General features: G+C 62.1%; 20 protein-coding genes and 1 tRNA gene. 14 read left to right on the plus strand and 7 right to left on the minus strand.

Features of this window, described 5'->3' with window-relative positions; genetic code table 11:
- The first annotated feature begins 46 nt into the window (after nucleotides 1–46).
- The 6 genes from leuB to C8N43_RS13270 all read left to right on the plus strand — a co-directional run bounded on the left by leuB (nucleotide 47) and on the right by C8N43_RS13270 (nucleotide 3,837).
- The gene (gene leuB, locus C8N43_RS13245; RefSeq protein WP_107846049.1) at nucleotides 47–1,153 is read left to right on the plus strand and encodes a 3-isopropylmalate dehydrogenase; all 1,107 of its coding nucleotides are present in this window, start codon (nucleotides 47–49) and stop codon (nucleotides 1,151–1,153) included.
- Nucleotides 1,154–1,165: 12 nt separating this feature from the next.
- Nucleotides 1,166–2,116, plus strand: coding sequence for a DMT family transporter (locus tag C8N43_RS13250; protein WP_107846050.1), 951 nt, complete (start codon nucleotides 1,166–1,168; stop codon nucleotides 2,114–2,116).
- Between the two features lie 46 nt (nucleotides 2,117–2,162).
- Nucleotides 2,163–2,239: transfer RNA gene (locus C8N43_RS13255), tRNA-Pro, on the plus strand.
- Nucleotides 2,240–2,352: 113 nt separating this feature from the next.
- Nucleotides 2,353–2,841, plus strand: a complete 489-nt coding sequence (locus tag C8N43_RS13260) for a peptidase associated/transthyretin-like domain-containing protein (RefSeq protein ID WP_107846051.1) — start codon at nucleotides 2,353–2,355, stop codon at nucleotides 2,839–2,841.
- Between the two features lie 4 nt (nucleotides 2,842–2,845).
- Nucleotides 2,846–3,442 (plus strand): ferric reductase-like transmembrane domain-containing protein, encoded by a 597-nt coding sequence (locus C8N43_RS13265; RefSeq protein ID WP_107846052.1) that lies wholly within the window; start codon nucleotides 2,846–2,848, stop codon nucleotides 3,440–3,442.
- A 5-nt stretch (nucleotides 3,443–3,447) separates the two neighbouring features.
- A complete protein-coding gene (locus tag C8N43_RS13270; protein WP_107846053.1) occupies nucleotides 3,448–3,837 on the plus strand; it encodes a hypothetical protein in 390 nt (129 codons plus the stop codon).
- On the opposite strand, the gene C8N43_RS13275 is transcribed toward C8N43_RS13270, so the two are convergent.
- Nucleotides 3,772–4,989, minus strand: coding sequence for a coenzyme F420 hydrogenase/dehydrogenase beta subunit N-terminal domain-containing protein (locus C8N43_RS13275; protein WP_107846054.1), 1,218 nt, complete (start codon nucleotides 4,987–4,989; stop codon nucleotides 3,772–3,774). The two genes, C8N43_RS13270 and C8N43_RS13275, sit on opposite strands and share 66 nt — an antisense overlap.
- A gap of 84 nt (nucleotides 4,990–5,073) precedes the next feature.
- On the opposite strand from C8N43_RS13275, the gene C8N43_RS13280 reads away from it, so the two are divergent.
- Together C8N43_RS13280 and C8N43_RS13285 are read left to right on the plus strand one after the other, a co-directional pair.
- The gene (locus C8N43_RS13280) at nucleotides 5,074–6,111 is read left to right on the plus strand and encodes a glycosyltransferase family 4 protein (protein WP_107846055.1); all 1,038 of its coding nucleotides are present in this window, start codon (nucleotides 5,074–5,076) and stop codon (nucleotides 6,109–6,111) included.
- On the plus strand, nucleotides 6,111–6,821 hold the full coding sequence (locus C8N43_RS13285; protein ID WP_107846056.1) for a glycosyltransferase family 25 protein: 711 nt from the start codon (nucleotides 6,111–6,113) through the stop codon (nucleotides 6,819–6,821). Before C8N43_RS13280 ends, C8N43_RS13285 begins: the two co-directional genes overlap by 1 nt.
- Here C8N43_RS13285 and C8N43_RS13290 read toward each other — a convergent pair.
- Nucleotides 6,818–8,596: an ABC transporter ATP-binding protein gene (locus tag C8N43_RS13290; RefSeq protein WP_245913024.1), complete on the minus strand. Its 1,779-nt coding sequence runs from the start codon at nucleotides 8,594–8,596 to the stop codon at nucleotides 6,818–6,820. The two genes, C8N43_RS13285 and C8N43_RS13290, sit on opposite strands and share 4 nt — an antisense overlap.
- A 255-nt stretch (nucleotides 8,597–8,851) precedes the next feature.
- Between C8N43_RS13290 and C8N43_RS13295 the strand changes: the two genes are divergently transcribed.
- A complete protein-coding gene (locus tag C8N43_RS13295) occupies nucleotides 8,852–9,874 on the plus strand; it encodes an aspartate-semialdehyde dehydrogenase (protein ID WP_107846058.1) in 1,023 nt (340 codons plus the stop codon).
- A 62-nt stretch (nucleotides 9,875–9,936) separates the two neighbouring features.
- The gene (locus C8N43_RS13300) at nucleotides 9,937–11,589 is read left to right on the plus strand and encodes a DUF4139 domain-containing protein (protein ID WP_107846059.1); all 1,653 of its coding nucleotides are present in this window, start codon (nucleotides 9,937–9,939) and stop codon (nucleotides 11,587–11,589) included.
- Between the two features lie 13 nt (nucleotides 11,590–11,602).
- Here the strand turns inward: C8N43_RS13300 and C8N43_RS13305 are convergent, their stop codons facing one another.
- The 3 genes from C8N43_RS13305 to C8N43_RS13315 are packed head-to-tail and all read right to left on the minus strand — an operon-like array spanning nucleotide 11,603 to nucleotide 13,567.
- Nucleotides 11,603–11,914, minus strand: coding sequence for a P-II family nitrogen regulator (locus tag C8N43_RS13305; RefSeq protein WP_107846060.1), 312 nt, complete (start codon nucleotides 11,912–11,914; stop codon nucleotides 11,603–11,605).
- Between the two features lie 3 nt (nucleotides 11,915–11,917).
- A complete protein-coding gene (locus C8N43_RS13310; RefSeq protein WP_107846061.1) occupies nucleotides 11,918–12,895 on the minus strand; it encodes a sodium-dependent bicarbonate transport family permease in 978 nt (325 codons plus the stop codon).
- 24 nt (nucleotides 12,896–12,919) lie between these two features.
- Entirely contained in the window at nucleotides 12,920–13,567 is a 648-nt protein-coding gene (locus C8N43_RS13315; protein ID WP_107846062.1) for a carbonic anhydrase, read from the minus strand.
- A 149-nt stretch (nucleotides 13,568–13,716) separates the two neighbouring features.
- Between C8N43_RS13315 and C8N43_RS13320 the strand changes: the two genes are divergently transcribed.
- From C8N43_RS13320 to C8N43_RS13330, 3 genes are all read left to right on the plus strand, one after another.
- Nucleotides 13,717–14,097 carry a hypothetical protein gene (locus C8N43_RS13320; protein WP_146174219.1) on the plus strand — a complete coding sequence of 127 codons (381 nt, stop codon included), beginning with the start codon at nucleotides 13,717–13,719 and terminating at the stop codon, nucleotides 14,095–14,097.
- Nucleotides 14,098–14,170: 73 nt separating this feature from the next.
- The gene (locus tag C8N43_RS13325) at nucleotides 14,171–15,565 is read left to right on the plus strand and encodes a leucyl aminopeptidase family protein (RefSeq protein WP_107846064.1); all 1,395 of its coding nucleotides are present in this window, start codon (nucleotides 14,171–14,173) and stop codon (nucleotides 15,563–15,565) included.
- Entirely contained in the window at nucleotides 15,562–16,389 is an 828-nt protein-coding gene (locus C8N43_RS13330; RefSeq protein ID WP_107846065.1) for a C40 family peptidase, read from the plus strand. The genes C8N43_RS13325 and C8N43_RS13330 overlap by 4 nt, the downstream gene beginning before the upstream one ends.
- On the opposite strand, the gene C8N43_RS13335 is transcribed toward C8N43_RS13330, so the two are convergent.
- Nucleotides 16,386–16,730 (minus strand): DUF2794 domain-containing protein, encoded by a 345-nt coding sequence (locus C8N43_RS13335; RefSeq protein WP_107846066.1) that lies wholly within the window; start codon nucleotides 16,728–16,730, stop codon nucleotides 16,386–16,388. The genes C8N43_RS13330 and C8N43_RS13335 overlap by 4 nt on opposite strands.
- A 257-nt stretch (nucleotides 16,731–16,987) precedes the next feature.
- Nucleotides 16,988–17,761 (minus strand): DUF4198 domain-containing protein, encoded by a 774-nt coding sequence (locus C8N43_RS13340; protein ID WP_245912998.1) that lies wholly within the window; start codon nucleotides 17,759–17,761, stop codon nucleotides 16,988–16,990.
- Between the two features lie 16 nt (nucleotides 17,762–17,777).
- Here C8N43_RS13340 and C8N43_RS13345 point away from each other — a divergent pair, with 16 nt between their 5' ends.
- Entirely contained in the window at nucleotides 17,778–18,944 is a 1,167-nt protein-coding gene (locus C8N43_RS13345) for a HupE/UreJ family protein (protein ID WP_342748725.1), read from the plus strand.
- Nucleotides 18,945–18,970: the final 26 nt, after the last annotated feature.

The raw sequence follows: 18,970 nt of genomic DNA on the forward strand, positions 1-18,970 counted from the left end.
CGCGCGATACCTCGCACGAAACGCCATTTCAGACGGAGCGCGCCCCATGTCCAACCCATCCATCCTGATCCTGCCCGGCGACGGCATCGGCCCGGAAGTCATGTCGCAGGTCGAGCGCATCATTGAATGGTTCGGCGACAAGCGCGGCCTGAAATTCGATGTGGAGACCGATCTGGTCGGCGGCGCGGCCTATGACAACCACGGCACGCCCTTGGCGGACGAGACGATGGCGCGCGCGCTGGAAGTCGACGCCGTTCTGCTCGGCGCCGTCGGTGGCCCGAAGTATGACGATCTGGACTTCTCGGTGAAGCCGGAGCGCGGCCTGCTGCGCCTGCGCAAAGAGATGGATTTGTTCTCGAACCTGCGCCCGGCGCAGTGCTTTGACGCGCTGGCGGATTTCTCTTCGCTGAAGAAGGACGTGGTCGCGGGTCTTGATATCATGATCGTGCGCGAGCTGACCTCCGGGGTCTACTTTGGCGAGCCGCGCGGCATCCACAAGGAAGGCAACGAGCGCGTCGGCATCAACACGCAGCGCTACACCGAGAGCGAGATCGCCCGTGTCGCGCGCTCGGCCTTCGAGCTGGCTCGTAAGCGAAACAACAAGGTCTGCTCGATGGAGAAGGCCAATGTGATGGAATCGGGCATCCTGTGGCGCGATGTGGTGACCGAAATTCATCAGGCGGAATACCCGGATGTCGAGCTGTCGCACATGTATGCCGATAACGGCGCGATGCAGCTGGTGCGTGCGCCCAAGCAGTTCGATGTCATCGTGACCGATAACCTGTTTGGCGATGTGCTGTCGGATTGCGCCGCGATGCTGACCGGATCGCTTGGCATGCTGCCCTCCGCCTCGCTCGGCGCACCGGATGCCAATGGTCGCCCCAAAGCACTGTATGAGCCGGTGCACGGCTCTGCGCCCGACATCACCGGGCAGGGCAAGGCCAACCCGATCGCCTGCATCCTGAGCTTTGCTATGGCGCTGCGTTATTCGTTCGATCAGAGCGACGAGGCGACCAGGCTTGAGAAGGCCGTCGAGAAGGTACTGGCCGACGGTGTACGCACCGCCGATCTGATGGGCCCAGAGGGCGGCTCCCCCGTTTCGACGACCGAGATGGGCGACGTCATTCTGGAGGCGCTCGACGCCTCGCTCTAAGGACGAACCGGCATGAACCCGAACGCCAAAGGTGCACTGCTTGCCCTCGTGGCGTTTGGGATATTCTCGACCCATGACGTGATCATCAAAGTTTTGGGCGGGACCTATTCGCCCATCCAGGTCCTGTTCTTCTCGGTTCTGCTGAGCTTCCCGCTCGCGACGCTGTGGCTCTTGCGCGATACGACCTCTGACACCCTTCTGCCGAAACACCCCTACTGGATGGTCGCGCGCACGGTCGCGGCGGTCATCACCGGGTTTTCGGCGTTTTATGCCTTCTCCGTGCTGCCCTTGGCGCAGGTCTACGCGATCATCTTCGCCTCTCCCTTGCTGATCACCATCCTCGCAATCCCCGTCTTGGGCGAGAAGGTCCGCCTGCGCCGCTGGATCGCCGTACTGGTGGGCCTGAGTGGCGTTATGGTCGTCCTGCAACCGACCCAGACAGAGCTGAGCCTTGGTCACATCGCGGCCTTGGCCGCAGCGGTGGGCGGGGCGACGGCCTCCGTGATCGTGCGCAAGATCGGGCGAGATGAGCGCACGGTGGTTATCATGCTCTATCCGATGATGGCGAATTTCCTGGTGATGGGCAGCCTGTTGCCGCTGGTTTACGTCCCGATGCCAATCGAGGATCTCGGGCGGATCGCCGTTATCGCGGTCTTCGCATGGATCGCCGGGCGCTTCCTGATCGCGGCCTACAATTCGGGCGAGGCCGTCATCGTCGCGCCAATGCAATACAGCCAGATCCTCTGGGCGTCGCTCTACGGCGCGCTGTTTTTCGACGAGTTCCCGGATATGAACACGATCATTGGCTCGTCGATTATCATCGCAAGCGGTCTATACATCGTGCTGCGCGAAAGCCGCTCCGAAGGGTCGGAGACGCCGGTGCTGCGCACCCGCTCGCGACCGGAGACGGGGATCGCCCCGCGCATCAGCATGTCGATCTGGCGCAGCGAGCGGAAGAAATAGGGCGCTTGCCAAAGCGGCCTCTTCGGCGTAATTGCCTCGTCACGGTCGGGCTGTGGCGCAGCCTGGTAGCGCACCTGCTTCGGGAGCAGGGGGTCGGAGGTTCGAATCCTCTCAGCCCGACCAGTTTTCCATGAGTTCCAATCCGCCCAAGCGCTTCACGTCCCCGTGGGGTCGGTTTTGGCGTTGCAGCATTTGCGCTATGTTTGTTTTGAACCATTCATAAGAGGACTGTTCGAATGAAAACGCCTTTCTACAACCGTCGCTCGTTTCTTATCTCTGCCGGGCTGTACTCCGCCGCTGCCAGCACGGGGCTGATGAGCGCCGCCCATGCCCAATCGGGCTTTGTTCCGACCAAGACAATGCGGGGTGGCTCCAACAACTACCGCCCGAATGCGCCGCTGGTCGACAAGCTCGGGGATGGGTTCCTGATGAGCGGCAAGGTGCTGCGCGCCGGCGATGGCGCACCGCTGAAGGGCGTGCGTATCCAGATATGGGCCGCGACGACGCTGGGCGGCGAGCGCGAGCCGCGCAACCATGGCAGCGTTCTGACCGCGAGCGATGGCAGCTACCAGCTTGAGATGCCGCAGATCGTGCCGAATTTCGGCCAACCCCACGCGCATCTTGCCTACGACGATGGCGACTTCCAGACCGTGTTCCTGCGCCCGGTCATGCCAAGCGCGCGCGACACCAGCCTGACCGCCGATTTCGTGCTGGCGCCCGCCTGATCTTATGTCCCGGCCCCCGGCTCTGACAGCGTGGCTTGCGCTGTGCTTCGTGCTTGCGGGACCGGTCGTGATCGCAGCATTGAACCCACTTCTGGCCTATCGCGGGCCGGAATACATCATTGGCGGGTTCGCGGGCATTCTCGCCTTGTCCCTGCTGACGTTTCAACCCTTGTTGGCGGCCGGCTACCTGCCCGGCCTCGCCACGCCCAAGGGACGGCGATGGCACAAGTGGACAGGAATCGCCCTGATCGCGTTGGTCGTTCTACATGTTGTTGGACTATATCTGACAAGCGCGCCCGACACGCTGGACGCGTTGCTGCTGGTCTCGCCCACACCCTTCTCGATCTACGGTGTGTCTGCGATGTGGGCAGTGTTTGCGACCGCGATCCTAGTTCGGCTTCGGCGGCGGCTGCGCCCTTCGGTCTGGCGCTGGGTGCATAATGGACTATCTGCTTTCATCGTGGTCGCCACGGTGATCCATGCGGTCCAGATCGAGGGGGCGATGGGCCAGACCTCGAAATACCTCGCTTGCGCGGCAGCCCTTCTTGCCACCGCGACGGCTCTTATCCATTTGCGCGTGATCGCGCCGCTCAGACGTTGATATAAATGTATCTCGAAGACAGTTTCTTCACCCTGAACCCGCCCCAACAAGTCGGCCTCATCGCCGTATCGGTCAACCTAATGCTGATCAGCTTCTGGGTGCTGCGCCGCTTGAGCCGCATTTATTCCGTCTGGGTCCGGCTACCCATGGCGCTGGCCCTGTTCTACCTGTTCGTGTGGGTGACCCCGCAGGCTTATTACCAGTACTACCGGCTGATCTTTCTCGACCTGCCGCAGCAGCTGGTGATCAAGGGTGCACCGCCGCTGTCACGTATCGTCGAATTGATGACCTTTCGCGCGGAGTCGAACCTATCGGCGCATTCGCAGGGTCTACTCGGCTGGGCTCTCGTGCTGTTCGCCATCTTCTGGCGCAAGCCCGTAAGGCGCGACGAGTGACCAGACATGCCGCGGCACCATGTGCTTCATCCGTTTCGGGTGGTGGCGGCGCAAATGCAAAACGGTCTCGATCGCTTTCATCTCCAAGCGCGCCTTGGCAAACTCCAGCCCGCGCGGCCCGATCTTCGGCATCAGCCAGCCCATGAAGCCACGCATGAAATCTGGCATCCGGCGCAAAGGTAGCCCGCCCGCCGCGCGCTTGGTGTTCTCCATGAACCCGGTGACGGAGCCTTTCCGCCTGCCGCGCGTTCCAACCGGCGACAGCTTCACCTCGGACCCAAGCGCATCCAGCATTTCCCGGCCGCGCCCATTGCGTACGATCAGCCATTGCTCGCCCTCGCCCGCCATGTAGCCCACCGTGATATCCGCCAATGCATTGGTGTAGTCCACACACGTCCTACAGGTCAGCGGAAAGAAATCCGGGTCGAGGTCGGAGAGGGGCAGTTTCAGAAACGGTATGTCCTGCCGACGGCCATCATCGAAGCGCAGCTCGACATGGAAGTCGGGCTTGAACTCGAGATACCTGATCGTTTCCGGCGCGTCAGAGAGGCGGGAGAGGAAGTCGTGAAAGTTCTCGGTCGTTGTGTTGTCGGAGCAGGGCGTGCCGATGACATAAATCCGCTCGAAGCCCAGCTGCGCCTCGATCTGGCGCAGAGCGTAGACCTGGCACGGGATGCCGATCATCGCGATGCGTTTGTGTCCAGCCTTTTCCGCAGGCTCTAACAAAGCCAAAACCGGCGCATACCCCATCCGCATGCCCCTCGCTTCGATCATGCCTTGGGGCTCGGTGACGAGGATCGGTCGGGGCTTCCAGCGATCCTCCGGGTCGGGCCCGACACAGAGAACGGCATCCACCGCGCCGGTTTCCAAAAGTCGCTGGGCAAGCCGCGTGGTCAGCCCCGTCCATTGTGCGCCTTCGCGCGGCTTCTTGAGGGCGGCCTTGTGCATCGCCTCGACCGGCCCGAAGAACTGTTCGTCGTGACGCCGCGCGCGGCCGTGGATGCGCGCCTCGGCTGTCGGGTAGTCCGGTTGAATGAACTGGCACGCCGTGCCACAGGATTTCTCGATACCCATGCGCGATAGGCCACAATCCGTGCACATCCCGCGGGCAGCGGGAGCGGGCAGATCAGGTGCGCTGAAGCCAGAGGTCATGGTAAAAACGATGATCTGTCGCACAGGCGCTGTCAACCTGAGCTTACAGTTTGCCGAAGCCGGACTTGTGGCGTAGGGAGTTTCATGGCCCCTGTGTTCGTCACCAATTTCAACCGCAACTTTACCGGTGTGTCCGCAACGGCCGCCGGAGTGGTGCGCGCGCAAGGCGATGAGGTCGTGCTGGTGGGCGAGCCGCTGCCCGGGTGTCCCGATCCCATTACCCTGAAACAGGCGCGGGAGATGTCCCGTACCCCTCCCGCAGGCAAGCCGTTCGCGATCTGGCATGTGCGACGCAACACCGAGATGCGCGCGGCGCTCTGGACCCGGGACGTGCTGCGGTTGCCAATTAAGATTGTATTCACCTCCGCCGCGCAGCGACGGCATTCTGCATTTCCGCGTTGGCTGATCTCGCGCATGGACGCGGTCATTGCCACGACCGAGCTGGCCGCAAGCTTCGTGCCCCATGTCCGCGCGGTGGTGCCGCACGGCGTCGACACGCAGCGCTTCCATCCCGCTCAAGACCGGGGGGCGGCTTGGAATGAAACCGGATTCCCCGGCTCGATTGGCCTTGCCACGATTGGCAGGATCAGACCCGAAAAGGGCACCGACCTGTTTGTCGACACGATGCTTCGGATCTTGCCGCACCACCCAAATGCGACAGCCCTCGTGATTGGGCGGGCCGGGCGTGGGGATCAGGCCTTTCTGAGCGCACTCAAACGCCAGATCGACGCGGCGGGTCTCGCGGATCGATTACGATTTATTGGTGAAATAGAGCCTGAACGCCTGCCTGCGCTCATCCGCGCTTTGAGCCTGCTGGTTCCGCTGCCACGATACGAGGGATACGGCATGACCCCGTTGGAGGCGATGGCCTCCGGCGTGCCGTTCGTGGCCTCCGACACGGGATACTTCCGGGCATTCTCGGATGATGGCCGCGCAGGGCATGTCGTAGCGTTGGAGGACGTGGATGCAGCCGCGCATGCCGTGAATAGCCTCTTGGCCGATCCCGATCAGTTGGGCAGTCTGTCGAAGAGCGCCGTCGAGGTCGCGCGTGCTCAATACGGCATCGAGACCGAGGTCGCGGGAATCAACGCGGTCTACGAGACACTTTGGAGCGAAGGTTGATGGAAGGCTTCATCATTCACCTAGCCCGCGCCACGGCGCGCCGTGCGCAGGTCGATCAGTTGATCGAAGCGTTACCATTTCCCGCGCAAGCTTGGCCCGCCTGCGACGGATCTGTTCCGGGTGCGTTGGACGGGATGCGGGCGGAAGAAGCTCTATTTCAGCCCAAATTTCCCTTCGCCCTATCGAACGGGGAGGTCGCGTGTTTCGAAAGCCACCGCGCGATTTGGCGACATATCGTGGACCAGAAGTTACCGGCGGCGATGGTGTTTGAGGATGATGTCGGGATCGACCCGGACGTGTTCGCGAGGGCCGCTGACCTCGCGCAACGCCATATCGCCGAACATGGCTACATCCAGTTTCAAACCCGACCCGTGCCGAGTGATGCGACAGAGATCACGAGCGATGGCACAGTGAAGCTGTTGCGCCCTGTTGTCGTTCCGCTGCGCGCTTCGGCGCAAATGATCAGTCGGGACGCCGCGACAGCACTGTTGCAATCCGCGCAGAGCATCGATCGCCCGGTGGACGTTCTGGTGCAGATGTTTTGGGAGACCGGCGTTCGCCCGGTCGTCGTCAGCCCGTCAGGGGTTCATGATCTGCCGGGCCCTACGACCATTCAAGGCAAGCGCGGTTTGGCCGAAAAGCTGAACGCGGAAATTCAGCGCCCGCTATTTCGCAGAAAGATGCGCCAGCTCTCTAAAAAGCACGGCTAGCTCGCGCGCCCAAAGAAACGATTGAGGAAGTTACGGACCGGGCCGGGCTGCTGCGCTTCGACCTGCGCATCCAGGATCGGTTGCGGCACGTCGCCGGTGAACGGCGCGGTCCCGGTCTTGAATTGAAGCTCATGTAGCCGGGCGTAGATATTGTTGAGCGCGAGCAGCTCCGCGTGCGTGCCCTTTTCGGCCACCCGCCCGTGGTCCATGACGATGATCTGATCCGCCTCGCGCACGGTGGACAGGCGGTGTGCAATGACGAGCGTTGTGCGCCCCTTGGACAGTCGCTCCAGCGCGGTCTGAACGACCTTCTCGGATTCTGCATCAAGCGCGCTTGTGGCCTCGTCCAGCAGCAGGATCGGCGTGTCACGCAAAAGCGCGCGTGCGATGGCGATGCGCTGGCGCTGGCCGCCCGACAGGTTCGAGCCGCGCGGCCCTGCCTCTGTCTCCAACCCGTCCGGAAAGCTCTTCAGGAAATCGCTGACATGGGCATCGTCGAGGACCTTTTGCAGCGTCTCTTCGTCGATATCGGTGCGGCCCAGCAGGATGTTCTCGCGCAAGGTTTCATCGAATAGCAAGGCGTCCTGAGAGACCACCGAGAACAACCCGCGCAGCTGGCTCAGCGGCAGCTCCTTGATGTCGATACCACCGATTTTGACCACGCCCTCTGCGGGATCGACCAGCCGGGTCAGGACGTTGAACACCGTGCTCTTGCCCGCGCCGGAAGGACCGACCAGGGCCACCGTTGTGCCCGCGTCCACCTCGAAGCTCAGACCGGTAAGAACCGGGTTGTCCCCATAGCTCAGCTCTGCGCCTTCGATCGAAATACTGGGCGCGGCAAGCGGCTTTTCCGCAGTGTTAGTGTCGATAACTGTCGGCTTCATGTCGAAAAGCCCGAAAATCCGCGACAGGCTTGCGATCATCATTTCCCAGTGACCCAGCACGCCGCCAAGCCGTCGCATGGGCTGGAACGCGAGCGACATAGCCGTGAAGAAGCTCATGAACTGCCCGATGGTTTTCTCGCCGGAGATGATCTCGGGTGCACCGAAGAGCAGCACACAGAAGAACCCAAGACCCACGGCAACGTCCACCAGGGCAGGAACGCTTGATTGCCCTGCGACCGTCTTGATCATCGCGCGGACCCATGTGCCGGAGAGGTCAGCGAAACGCGCCGTTTGGTAGCCTTCCATGCGGTTCAGCTTCACGGGCGTGATGCCGTGAAAGACCTCGTCGAGCCGAGTGGTCCGCTTGCCCGCAATATCGCGCAGCTGCAGGGATTTGCGGCGGACATAGCGCTGGACGATAAGGCTCGGAACGATGAGAAGTGGCGCCCCGATGATGGCGACGAGCGTCCATTTCCAATCGATGAAGATGGCGACGCCCATCAGGGAGATGAGGGCGATCACATCCCGGCCCGCACTGATCAGGATCAGGTTCCACAGGTGCTGGATCGAGGTGACATCCCCCTGCACTCGTTCGATCATCGCGCCTGGCGAGGTCTGTGAATGAAACGCGTTGTCGAGCGTCAGGGTGTGCTCCAGCAAATCCACCTGTACTTCGGTGGAGGCCAGATAGGACACACGCGTCAGAAGCGTCTTGTGGATAATGCCGGTGACACCGCGGATCACGAACAGGCTGAAGATGCCGATGCCGACCCACCAGATCGCGCTTTCACGCCCTTCCACGAAGACCAAATCGAACATCGGCTGCAACATGTAGCTGAGCGCGCCCAAGGTGGAGCCCTCGATCACCATGAACAGGAACGCGACCGCCATGACCGGCCAGTGTTTCTTGAGGTAGCCGCGCCACAGGCGGCCGAACAGTACGCGGCCGGGCTGCTCCGACTGGGCTATGGTTGAATGTTCGGGGGTGTCCAAGTTCAGGCTCGCTCGCGCTGTTTCAGGCGGCATACCTACCGCAGGTCGCGGCCATGCGGCAAGGCGTCAGGAACAAGCCTCTTTCGCCCCATGTGGCAAAGGGGTATCAGGCCCCGTCCGAAACCAAGACTCATTAGAAGGATCAAAAGGATCATGGGTTACAAAATCGTCGTCGTTGGCGCCACGGGTAACGTGGGCCGCGAGATGCTGAACATTCTGGATGAGCGCCACTTCCCCGTGGACGCTATCGAGGCGCTGGCCTCCCGCCGCTCGATCGGCACCGAAGTCAGCTTTGGCGAGAAAACCCTGAAGACCAAGGATCTGGACACCTTTGACTTCACCGGATGGGACATGGCGCTGTTTGCCGTCGGTTCCGAGGCGACGAAGAAATACGCGCCCAAGGCCGCTGCCGCGGGCTGCGTGGTGATCGATAACTCGTCGCTTTACCGCTACGACCCCGACGTGCCGCTGATCGTGCCGGAGGTGAATGCCGACGCCATCATGGGCTATTCCAAGAAGAACATCATCGCGAACCCGAACTGTTCGACCGCGCAGATGGTGGTGGCGCTCAAGCCGCTCCATGACCGCGCGCGCATCAAACGCGTTGTCGTGTCGACCTACCAGTCGGTCTCCGGCGCGGGCAAGGAAGGCATCGACGAGCTTTGGGATCAGACCAAGTCGATCTACAACCCGGTTGACGAGAAGCCCGCGACCAAGTTCACCAAGCAGATCGCGTTCAACGTGATCCCGCATATTGATGTGTTCATGGAAGACGGATCCACCAAGGAAGAGTGGAAGATGGTCGCCGAGACCAAGAAGATCGTCGACCCGTCCATCAAGGTCACCGCGACTTGTGTGCGCGTGCCGGTCTTCGTGGGCCACTCGGAAGCCGTGAATATCGAGTTCGAGGATTTCCTTGATGAGGACGAAGCGCGCGACATCCTGCGCGAGGCGCCGGGCATCATGGTGATCGATAAGCGCGAAGATGGCGGCTACGTCTCGCCGGTGGAATGCGTGGGCGATTTTGCCACGTTCATCTCCCGCATCCGGCAGGACAGCACCATCGAGAACGGTCTGAACCTGTGGTGCGTGTCCGACAACCTGCGCAAGGGCGCCGCGCTGAACGCGGTGCAGATCGCCGAAACGCTGGGCCAACGGGCGCTCAAAAAAGGCTAGCCATCGCGCAGCGTACACGAAACACTGGGCCTCATATCCTTTCGATGTGAGGCCCTTTTCATATGCTCCGTTCTCTGTCGCTCGCCGCCCTTCTTGTCACCTCCACTGCCTATGCGGAGGAGGTGTTCATCGTCCCGAATATTTCGCAGGTCACGGTCTACCCGCAGGGCGCGAGCGTGACGCGGGTGGTGGCGGCCGAGCTGCCTGCAGGCGAGCACATCATCCGTATCCCGTATCTGCGGCAGGGCTTTAGCGTCGGCCCGCCACGGGTGAGCACTGCGGACAACGTCGCAGTGGGGGCGATACGGTTGCTGCCAAACCATTTCACAGATCCCAAGGACGCTCGCACGCCTGAGCAGATCGCCGCCGCAGACCGGGTCGAGGCCGCCCGCGACGCGGTGCAGGCGCTCGAAGACCGGGTGATCCTGGGCCAGGCTCAGGTCGAGGCGCAGAAGGCGCGCAACGCATACCTTCGGACCCTCACCGGGGCCGCGCAGACCAGCACTGATCCAGACGCGTTGAAGGCTGCCGCTGACATGGTCGCGGCCGAGCTTTCCAGCGCCTGGACTGCGCAATACCAAGCCAGCATCGCTCTGCGCGCGGATGAGAAGGCCCGCGACGAGGCGCGCGTGGCGCTCGGTCTGGCAGAGGCCGAGTTTCAGGCTCTAAACCCGCCCACCGGGCCTCTGACACTCTTGGAGATGGCAGTCGAGACGGGTGCCGCAGGGCCAGTCGAGCTGACAATTGATACGCTTGTCTACAACGCAGGCTGGCGCGCGGATTACGATCTAGATCTTACTCGCGGCGACGACGCCTCTATCGCGATGGAGCGCAAGGTCGTGCTGCAGCAATCCACCGGAGAACGGTGGTCGGAGGCCGATCTGATCCTCTCCACAGCCAACCCCTTTGCGCAGGTCGATCCGACCGAGCCCTTCCCAAATCAGGCGTCGATTTTTGCGAAGGGCAAGGCGGGCTACGGCGTCTCGGTCCGCTCGCAGGCGGAGGATGTTTCCTCTTTTGCCCGCGCTGGCAGCGCAGCTGATCTTGAGGTGGAGGCGGTCGCCGCGCCGACAGCGCAAGCTGTCATCGACGGCCTGTCCGTAACGTATGACTACCCCACACCCGTAAGCCTCGCCTCCGGCGGCTCCGAGTTGATCCTGGCCTTGGATGATTTCACTTTCGATGCCCGTGAATTCAATCGCGCGGCCCCGCGATTTGATGAGACGGCGTTCCTGATGGCCGAGTTCACGAACAGCACGCCCGAGCCGTTTCTGCCCGGGCAGGTCTCCGTTTCACGAGACGGGGTTTTCGTCGGGCGCAGTGATCTGGACCTCGTGCCGGCCGGGGCCAAAGCGGAGGTCAGCTTCGGCTCTCTCGAGGGTCTGCGGCTAGACTATAAGCTTTTGGACAACGATACCGGCGACCGGGGCTTCCTGACATCCAGCAGCACCCGCGTGCAGCAGATGGAGTTTTCGGTCGAAAACCTGCTGGACACGACCGAGCAGGTGCAAACGATTTTTGCTCTGCCCTATTCCGAGCAGGAAAATCTTGAGGTGTCAGTCTCGACGCGTCCCAACCCAGCTGATGCGGATTTCGAGCAAAAGCGCGGCGTCTCGGTCTGGGATCTGGAGCTTGGGCCCGGCGAGAAGCGCACGGTTCGCGTGAATGTTCAAATGGATTGGCCCGATGGGCAGCAGCTGCAATGGCGACCTTGAGCCTGATTAGGGTCTAGAACCGCTCGGCGCGCAGGACCTCGACATCCGCGATCGTGACCACGCCGATATGTTTGTCCACGACCTTGAACACGGCTTCCAGGAGGCCGTCCAGACGCTCTGGCTTGATGATGCAGATCACTTGGACCATGCCGCTTGCGCGACTGACCTGACCCTCGCGCGACCATGCCCCGGAGCGGCCCGAGCCGCCCAGAACCGGCAGGATCGAATAGCCTGTGACCCCAGCCCCTTCGAGGATGTCGGTCAGGCGCTTCTGCATGATCGCCTCGATCGTGATGACGACCCGTTTGGCCTTGTGGGTTTGCATGTCTCAGCCTCCGGCAAAAATGCTGGCCACCGCGATGTAGGTCGGGATGCCAATCGTTAGGTTGAAGGGGAAGGTGATGCCTAGCGACAGGGTCAGATAGATCGACGGGTTTGCCTCTGGCAGGGCGACCCGCATGGCCGCAGGCACCGCGATGTAGCTGGCAGAGGCGCAAAGTGTCATGAACAGCGCGACACCGCCGACGGAAAGCCCCAGAAGAAGGCCTATGACAAGACCCAGGATCGCGCCCACCAGCGGCATGATCATCCCGAATATGAACACCCCGCGGTTGAGATATTTGCCGCTTTCGCGAAGGCCGCGACCCGCAACAAGACCCATATCCAGCAGGAATAGACACAAAACGCCCTGAAATGGCGCGACGATGAAGCTTGCGATCTTCTCGAGCCCCTCATCGCCGGTGATCCCGCCGATCAGGAAGCTGCCGATCAGCAGAACGATGGAGCCGTTGAGCAGGATCTCCCGTAACAGATCGCCATCCATGCCGGAGCCTCCCGCCCTGCGCGAGACAAGCCATAGGGCCGACAGGATCGCAGGGGCCTCCATGATCGCGGCGACGGCGACCATGTAGCCCTCTGGGTCGAGCCCCCGGCCGGTGAGCGCCGTCGAGCAGGCGACAAAGGTGACGATGGAGATCGAGCCGTAGTGACCCGCGACCGCTGCAGCATCGATTGTGCTGAGATTGGTCATGACGCGCAGCAACGCATACGCGATGAAAGGGATCAGCGCAGACAGAAGCGCTCCCGCCAGAAGCGACAGGATCAGGCCGCCGTCGATTCCGTGCGCGACGACCGAAGCGCCGCCCTTGAATCCGATCGCGAACAGCAGGTAGATCGACATCGCCTTCGCCGCGGCTTCGGGGAAGGTCAGATCGGATCGCGCGAAGGCTGCGGCGAGGCCAAGCACGAAGAACAATATCAGCGGTGACAGCAAGTTGTCCGCCGCTAACGCAAGTATTTCACCCACACATATTCTCCAATCATTCAGACCTTAAACAGGCTGAAAACCCGTTTCCGGCACGTAGTGCTCCAGGCCACCTTCTTCGATATCCGTCCACAGGCCGTGCAAGCTCAGCAAGCCACTGTCCAGCGCTTCCGCGATAAACGGGAAGCCCGTCAGGTTTTCCAGCGAAATCACCACGGCCTCTTTTTCCAAAGCGCGACGGCGGGACGCTTCGTCGTCGATGTCTTTGACCCGGTCGTAGCCCGGCCGCAGAATATCCATCCAGCGCCCGACGAAAGACGTCTTCTCTTCCAGTTGCGGCGCCGTTCCTGCGCACATGTCGTGGCACCCGGCCACGCCCCCGCAATTCGAGTGACCCAGCACGATGATATGGGCCACACCCAGCCCCGTTACTGCGTATTCTACGGCTGCAGACGTGCCGTGATATTCGCCGTCCGGATTGAAGGGCGGAACCAGGCTCGCGATGTTGCGGTGCATGAAGAACTCGCCCTGCTCCGCCCCGAAGAGCGAGATTGCATTCACGCGGCTGTCGCAACACGCGATCACCATCGCGCGGGGATGCTGGCCTTCAGTGGCCAGCCTGCGGAACCACGCCTCGTTTTCGAGATAGGTCGTCGTCTTCCAGCTCTTGTAGCGGTTGATCAGGTAAGAAGGCAGGGGCTTGGCAGCGTGCATGGGCGGCTCGTCCTCGGAAATTTCGGAATTAGTAGAAACAATTGGTGCGAAATTCGAGGGAAAATTGGGGTTGGTGGAAAGAGAATGTTCAGGTTCCTTGGGCACGGTGCTGCGAACTGCTGTTGGGGGCATGGCGAAATAGGTGCGAGATGGAAGAGATTTGTAGACTGGAAATGCGCGAGGCGGTGACGATTGATCCCGACCGGCTGGTCGAGCTTTGCGTCTCCATGGGGGAGCTGAAGGCAGAGGCGATGATCACCACCGCGATCGAAGAATTGGCGCGCGGGATTGTCGAGGTGGAAACGGCCTACCGTCAGCATGATCTTCACGCGCTGCAGGACCGCGCATCGGTGATGGCGAAGACAGCGGAACATATCGGGATGACCACGTTTGCCCGCGTGGCCGAAGACGTGATGGCTTGTGCGCAAGCCTGCGAGGGTATTCCACTAGCGGCGACTTTGACCCGTCTGCGCCGGATTGCCGACCGCTCGCTCAGTGCTGTGTGGGATATGCAGGACATTCGCGTCTGACTGAGACCCCGCGCCCTTGCGGATCACGTGGCAGTCAGTAGGCTGCTGCAAAGACCGAAGCAGGGCGGCGAAAATGGATCACACTCGACTTAAATTTGCGAAATCGGGGGCGCAGGCGATCCCCCTGTTCGCCCTGACGAAAGACGCCGTATCAGGCTGGCTCGAGGCGCAGCCAGACACGTTGAAGGTCTGGGTGAAAGCCCAAGGATTTACCGGCAGCGCGGGTACGGTCTGCACGATCCCGGATGACGATGGCGGCATCGCGCAGGCGCTGGCCGGTCTTGGGGATAGCGCGTCTCGCAAGCGGCAGCGCTTCACAATGGCCGCGTGCGCCGAAAAGCTGCCGAAAGGCATCTACCGGCTGGAGACCGAGCACGACCATGATCGGTTGGAAGAGCACGCGCTTGGCTGGCTGCTGTCGCAATACACGTTCCAGCGCTACAAGGCGAAGCCCCCGCACGAGGCGCGACTGATCTGTCCCGATGGACTGAATTCGGCAAGGTTAGAGACGATTGCTGCAGGGGAGGCGCTCACACGCGACCTGATCAATACGCCCGCGTCAGACATGGGCCCGGATGCATTGGAGGCCGCCACATCAGCGCTGGCAGAGGCGCATGGCGCCTCGCTGTCTGTCACAAAAGGCGACGATCTGCTCGCGCAGAACTTCCCGATGATCCACACCGTGGGCCGCGCCTCCGCCACGCCACCACGCCTGCTGGATCTCCAATGGGGTACCAAAGGTCCGACACTGGTTCTGGTGGGCAAGGGCGTGTGTTTCGACACGGGTGGTCTGAATATCAAACCCGCAAGCTCCATGGGCCTGATGAAAAAGGACATGGGCGGGGCCGCGACCGTGCTGGGCCTTGCGCATATGATCATGGGGCTTGGACTGAAGCTACAATTGCGCGTTCTGATCCCGGCGGTGGAAAATTCCATCGATGGTTCAGCCTTCCGCCCGCAAGATATCCTGACCTCCCGCAAGGGTCTGACGGTCGAGATCAACAACACCGACGCAGAGGGGCGGCTGGTGCTCGCCGACGCGCTGGCCCTCGCGGACGAGACCCCGCCCGATCTGATGATCTGCATGGCGACCCTGACAGGCGCGGCGCGTGTCGCGGTTGGCCCCGATCTGGCGCCATTTTACACCGACACGCACAAGCTTGCCGACGCGTTACGCGAAGGCGCGCAGCGCGCCCGGGACCCAGTGTGGCAAATGCCCTTCCACGACCCGTATGAGCAGATGATCGAGCCGGGTATCGCCGATCTGGACAATGCGCCTTCAGGCGGGTTTGCAGGCTCCATCACGGCGGCGCTGTTCCTGCGGCGTTTCGTGTCTAACACGGCCAAGTTCGCGCATTTTGATATCTACGGCTGGCAGCCTTCGCCCGCGCCGGGACGGCCGAAGGGCGGCGTCGGCATGGGGGCGCGGGCGATCCTTGCGGCCTTGCCGGACGTGCTTGATCTATGAGCCTCGATCCAAGGCTCACACCCGCCAATGCGCGGGTCGCAGCGACCGAGCTTAAAGGCCAGGTCGAGGTGCCGACCTATACCGATGGCGAGCTGACCCAATGCAGCAGCGCGTTCGGCGACATCATGGGCCGGCCAGAGGGCCGCCGCACCGCGCAGCTTCTTTACGGTGATCTGTTCAACGTGCTTGAGCGGCGCAAGGGGTTCGCCTTTGGTCAATCCGTGCATGACGGGTATTGCGGCTATGTCTCCGAAGATCTGCTCGACCGCCCCCACGATCCGACCCATTGGGTCGCGGTGCCTTCGACGCATCTCTATCCCGGCGCAAACATGAAGCTGATGAACACCGGCACGCTTTACCTGGGCTCCGAGGTGCAGGTGATGGAGGAAGAGGGCAGCTGGTCGCGCCTGTCCAACGGTGGCTTCGTGCCCACCATGCATCTGCTGCCGCTGGGCACCCGGATGGATGATCCGGTGGCGGTCGCGGATTTATTCTTCGGCTCGCCTTATCTTTGGGGTGGCAGCACCCGCCACGGCATCGACTGCTCCGGGCTGGTGCAGACGGCATATCGGGCGTGCGGGCAGGACTGCCCCCGCGACAGCGACATGCAAGAGGCGCAGATCGGCACTGAAATAGACCATGATCGCGCCGAACGGGGCGATCTTTTGTTCTGGAAAGGCCATGTCGCGATCGTGTCGAAGCCGGGTATGATGATCCACGCGAATGCCCATCACATGTCCGTTTCCTACGAGCCGATTTCAGAGGCCATTGCCCGGATCGAAGCGTCCGGCGGTGGACGCGTCACCAGCGCGCGCAGACCCTAATCCACCGCGCGGATCAGCTTTTTCTCCAAAACCCTCAATACCTGTTTAAGGTCCGCACCCCGCTTCAGGATGCGCCCGTCCATGCCGATTACCGCGTAGGTCTGCTGTTTGGCGGCAAGTTTCGGGCGTTTTTCAATGCGGTAGATCGGGTGCTCGGCCGCGCGGCGGAAGATCGAGAAGACCGCGACGTCCTTCAGCATCGAAATCCCGTAATCGCGCCACTCACCGGCGGCCACCATACGACCGTAGAGCGTCAGGATGTCCCCAAGCTCGCGCCGCTGAAAGGCGACCTTGTCGTTGGCTGCCGGGGACGGGAAGGGGATAGTTATGTTTTGGTTCATGGGGTGATGGTGGTCCGGGCCGCGCCGCAAATCAAGCACCCGCCCACAAAAAGCCGCGAAGGGGGCGCTGCAATTCCCACAATGCTCCGCATTGCGGCCCCGAATCCTCGCCATACCCGGCCTTGTAGCGAGTTAGGTCTCAAGCCCGGGGCGGGTTAATCAGCCCCCACCCAGATGCCCGTGTCGGGTGCTACGAATATAGGAACCCCCGGACTGATGGTCAGTTCGGGGGTTTTCCTTGTGCCCTATCTTCAACCTTACTCCGGGACCATGAAGGTCAGCGCGGCCCAGACCGTCCACCAGACCGGCGTTTGCGTGGGATCGCCTTCATCCAGCGGGATCAGCGCGACCGCGTCGACAAGGTATTCGTGCCCCGGCTTGACCGGGACCGCACCCATGCCTTCCGCGTCCGTGCGGTGCAGCGTGACCGTGACGCTGCCATCGGGGGCCTTTTCAAACAGTTCGATCTGGGCATCGGCGCGCGGTGCACCGTCAAGAAGGACCTTCACTGGCATCTCGGCCAGATCATCCGTGTAAGGGTTTGCAAGAGCCAAGATTTCGGTCTTCATACCGACCTCGACATCGGACCCGGCCCCGTCGCCGACGGCGATCAGGCTTTTTGCGTAGCGGTGGTAGCGCTCGACAAAGCGGTCCTCGGGCAGTCCGCGTGCGCGATGCTGGCCCACGGCGTCGTCGAAATCCTTGTGGGTGGCGAATTTCTCGAACTTCGCCATCTGGGTGTAGGTCAGGCGATTGGCAGTGGTTTCGTGCACTACGACCAGCAGGCCTTCGCCCGGCGCGGTCATGTCCAGCGCGGGTCTGTCGCCCAAACGCCCCTCGACCTCTACCGTTTGCCCGCCCTGGATCAGCTCGAACCGCTCGAAAGTGCGTGGGTTGAAAGAGTATCCCGCGCCGCTCATCTCCTCGCCCACCCGAAGTTCGGCTTGAACCTGTCCGCCGTTCGGTATCACGTAGGCTTCAGGCGAAATCCAGAACTCATGGGCGCTGGCCTGCAGCCCCCACAGTGACATGGCAAGGACGAAAGAAGTGCGCGACAAGAACATGATGATCTCCAGAAAATTCACCCCGCTCATGCTGATGCAGCTGGCCGCGATGTCAATGCTGGCCGTAATCACTTTCCTGACGCCGGCGCGCGCGCACGAAGTGCGTCCGGCCATCGCGGACGTCTCCGTCTCAGAGGCGCAGGTCGACATGACGATCCGCCTGACCGCGGAATCGCTGATCGCGGGCATCAATCTCGATGGGCTCGAAGACACCAACGAGGCCCCCGAGGCCGAGCAATACGACGCCTTGCGTGAACTCTCCGCCGAAGAGCTGGAAACCCAGCTGCGCGAGGCCTGGCCCCGGATCGCCGCCGGCATCACCGTTCTGGCCGGAGAGACGCCCGTGACGCTCGATCTGACCGGCGTCGAGGTCACGCCACAATCCGATCTGGAGCTGCCCCGCGATACGACTGTCACGCTCACCGGTGCATTGCCCGAAGACAGCTCTGATCTGCGCGCCGGGTGGCAAGCGGAGAATGGCCCCCTCATTTTGCGCCAAGCTGAAGGCGGCGATGACGCCTATGCGGGTTATCTTGAAGGCGGAGCCCTGTCAGAGCCGCTGCCGCGCGTCGGTGCCGCGACCGAAAGCGCGTTTTCCGTGTTCGTGCGCTATATCGGCGTGGGCTTTGATCACATCATTCCCAAGGGCCTCGACCACATCCTGTTCGTGCTGGGCCTGTTCTTCCTGTCCCTGCAGATGCGGCCGCTGATCACGCAGGTCACCGTCTTCACCGTCGCCCACACCATCACGCTTGCCTTGGCGAGCCTTGGGTATGTCACGGTCAACCCGGCCATCGTGGAGCCATTGATTGCGGCATCCATCGTCTATGTGGCGGTCGAAAACATATTCACCAACAAGATCACTTGGTGGCGACCGCTCGTCATCTTCGCCTTTGGCTTGCTACACGGCCTTGGCTTTGCCTCCGTGCTGGGCGAGTTCGGGCTGGCGCCGGGCCGCTTTGTCGCGGGGCTCATCGGCTTCAACATCGGGGTCGAGGTCGGGCAGCTCACTGTCATTGGCCTCGCCTTCCTCGCGGTGGGGTACTGGTTTGGCAAGAAGCCGTGGTATCGCGCCCGCATCTCGATCCCCGCCTCTATCGCGATTGCGATTGTCGGGGCGTATTGGGCCATCGAGCGGGTGTTCTTCTAGGGAACCGCCTCCGGGCGGCGGCGTTG

This window comes from Litoreibacter ponti, from assembly GCF_003054285.1.
Classification (GTDB): Bacteria; Pseudomonadota; Alphaproteobacteria; order Rhodobacterales; family Rhodobacteraceae; genus Litoreibacter; species Litoreibacter ponti.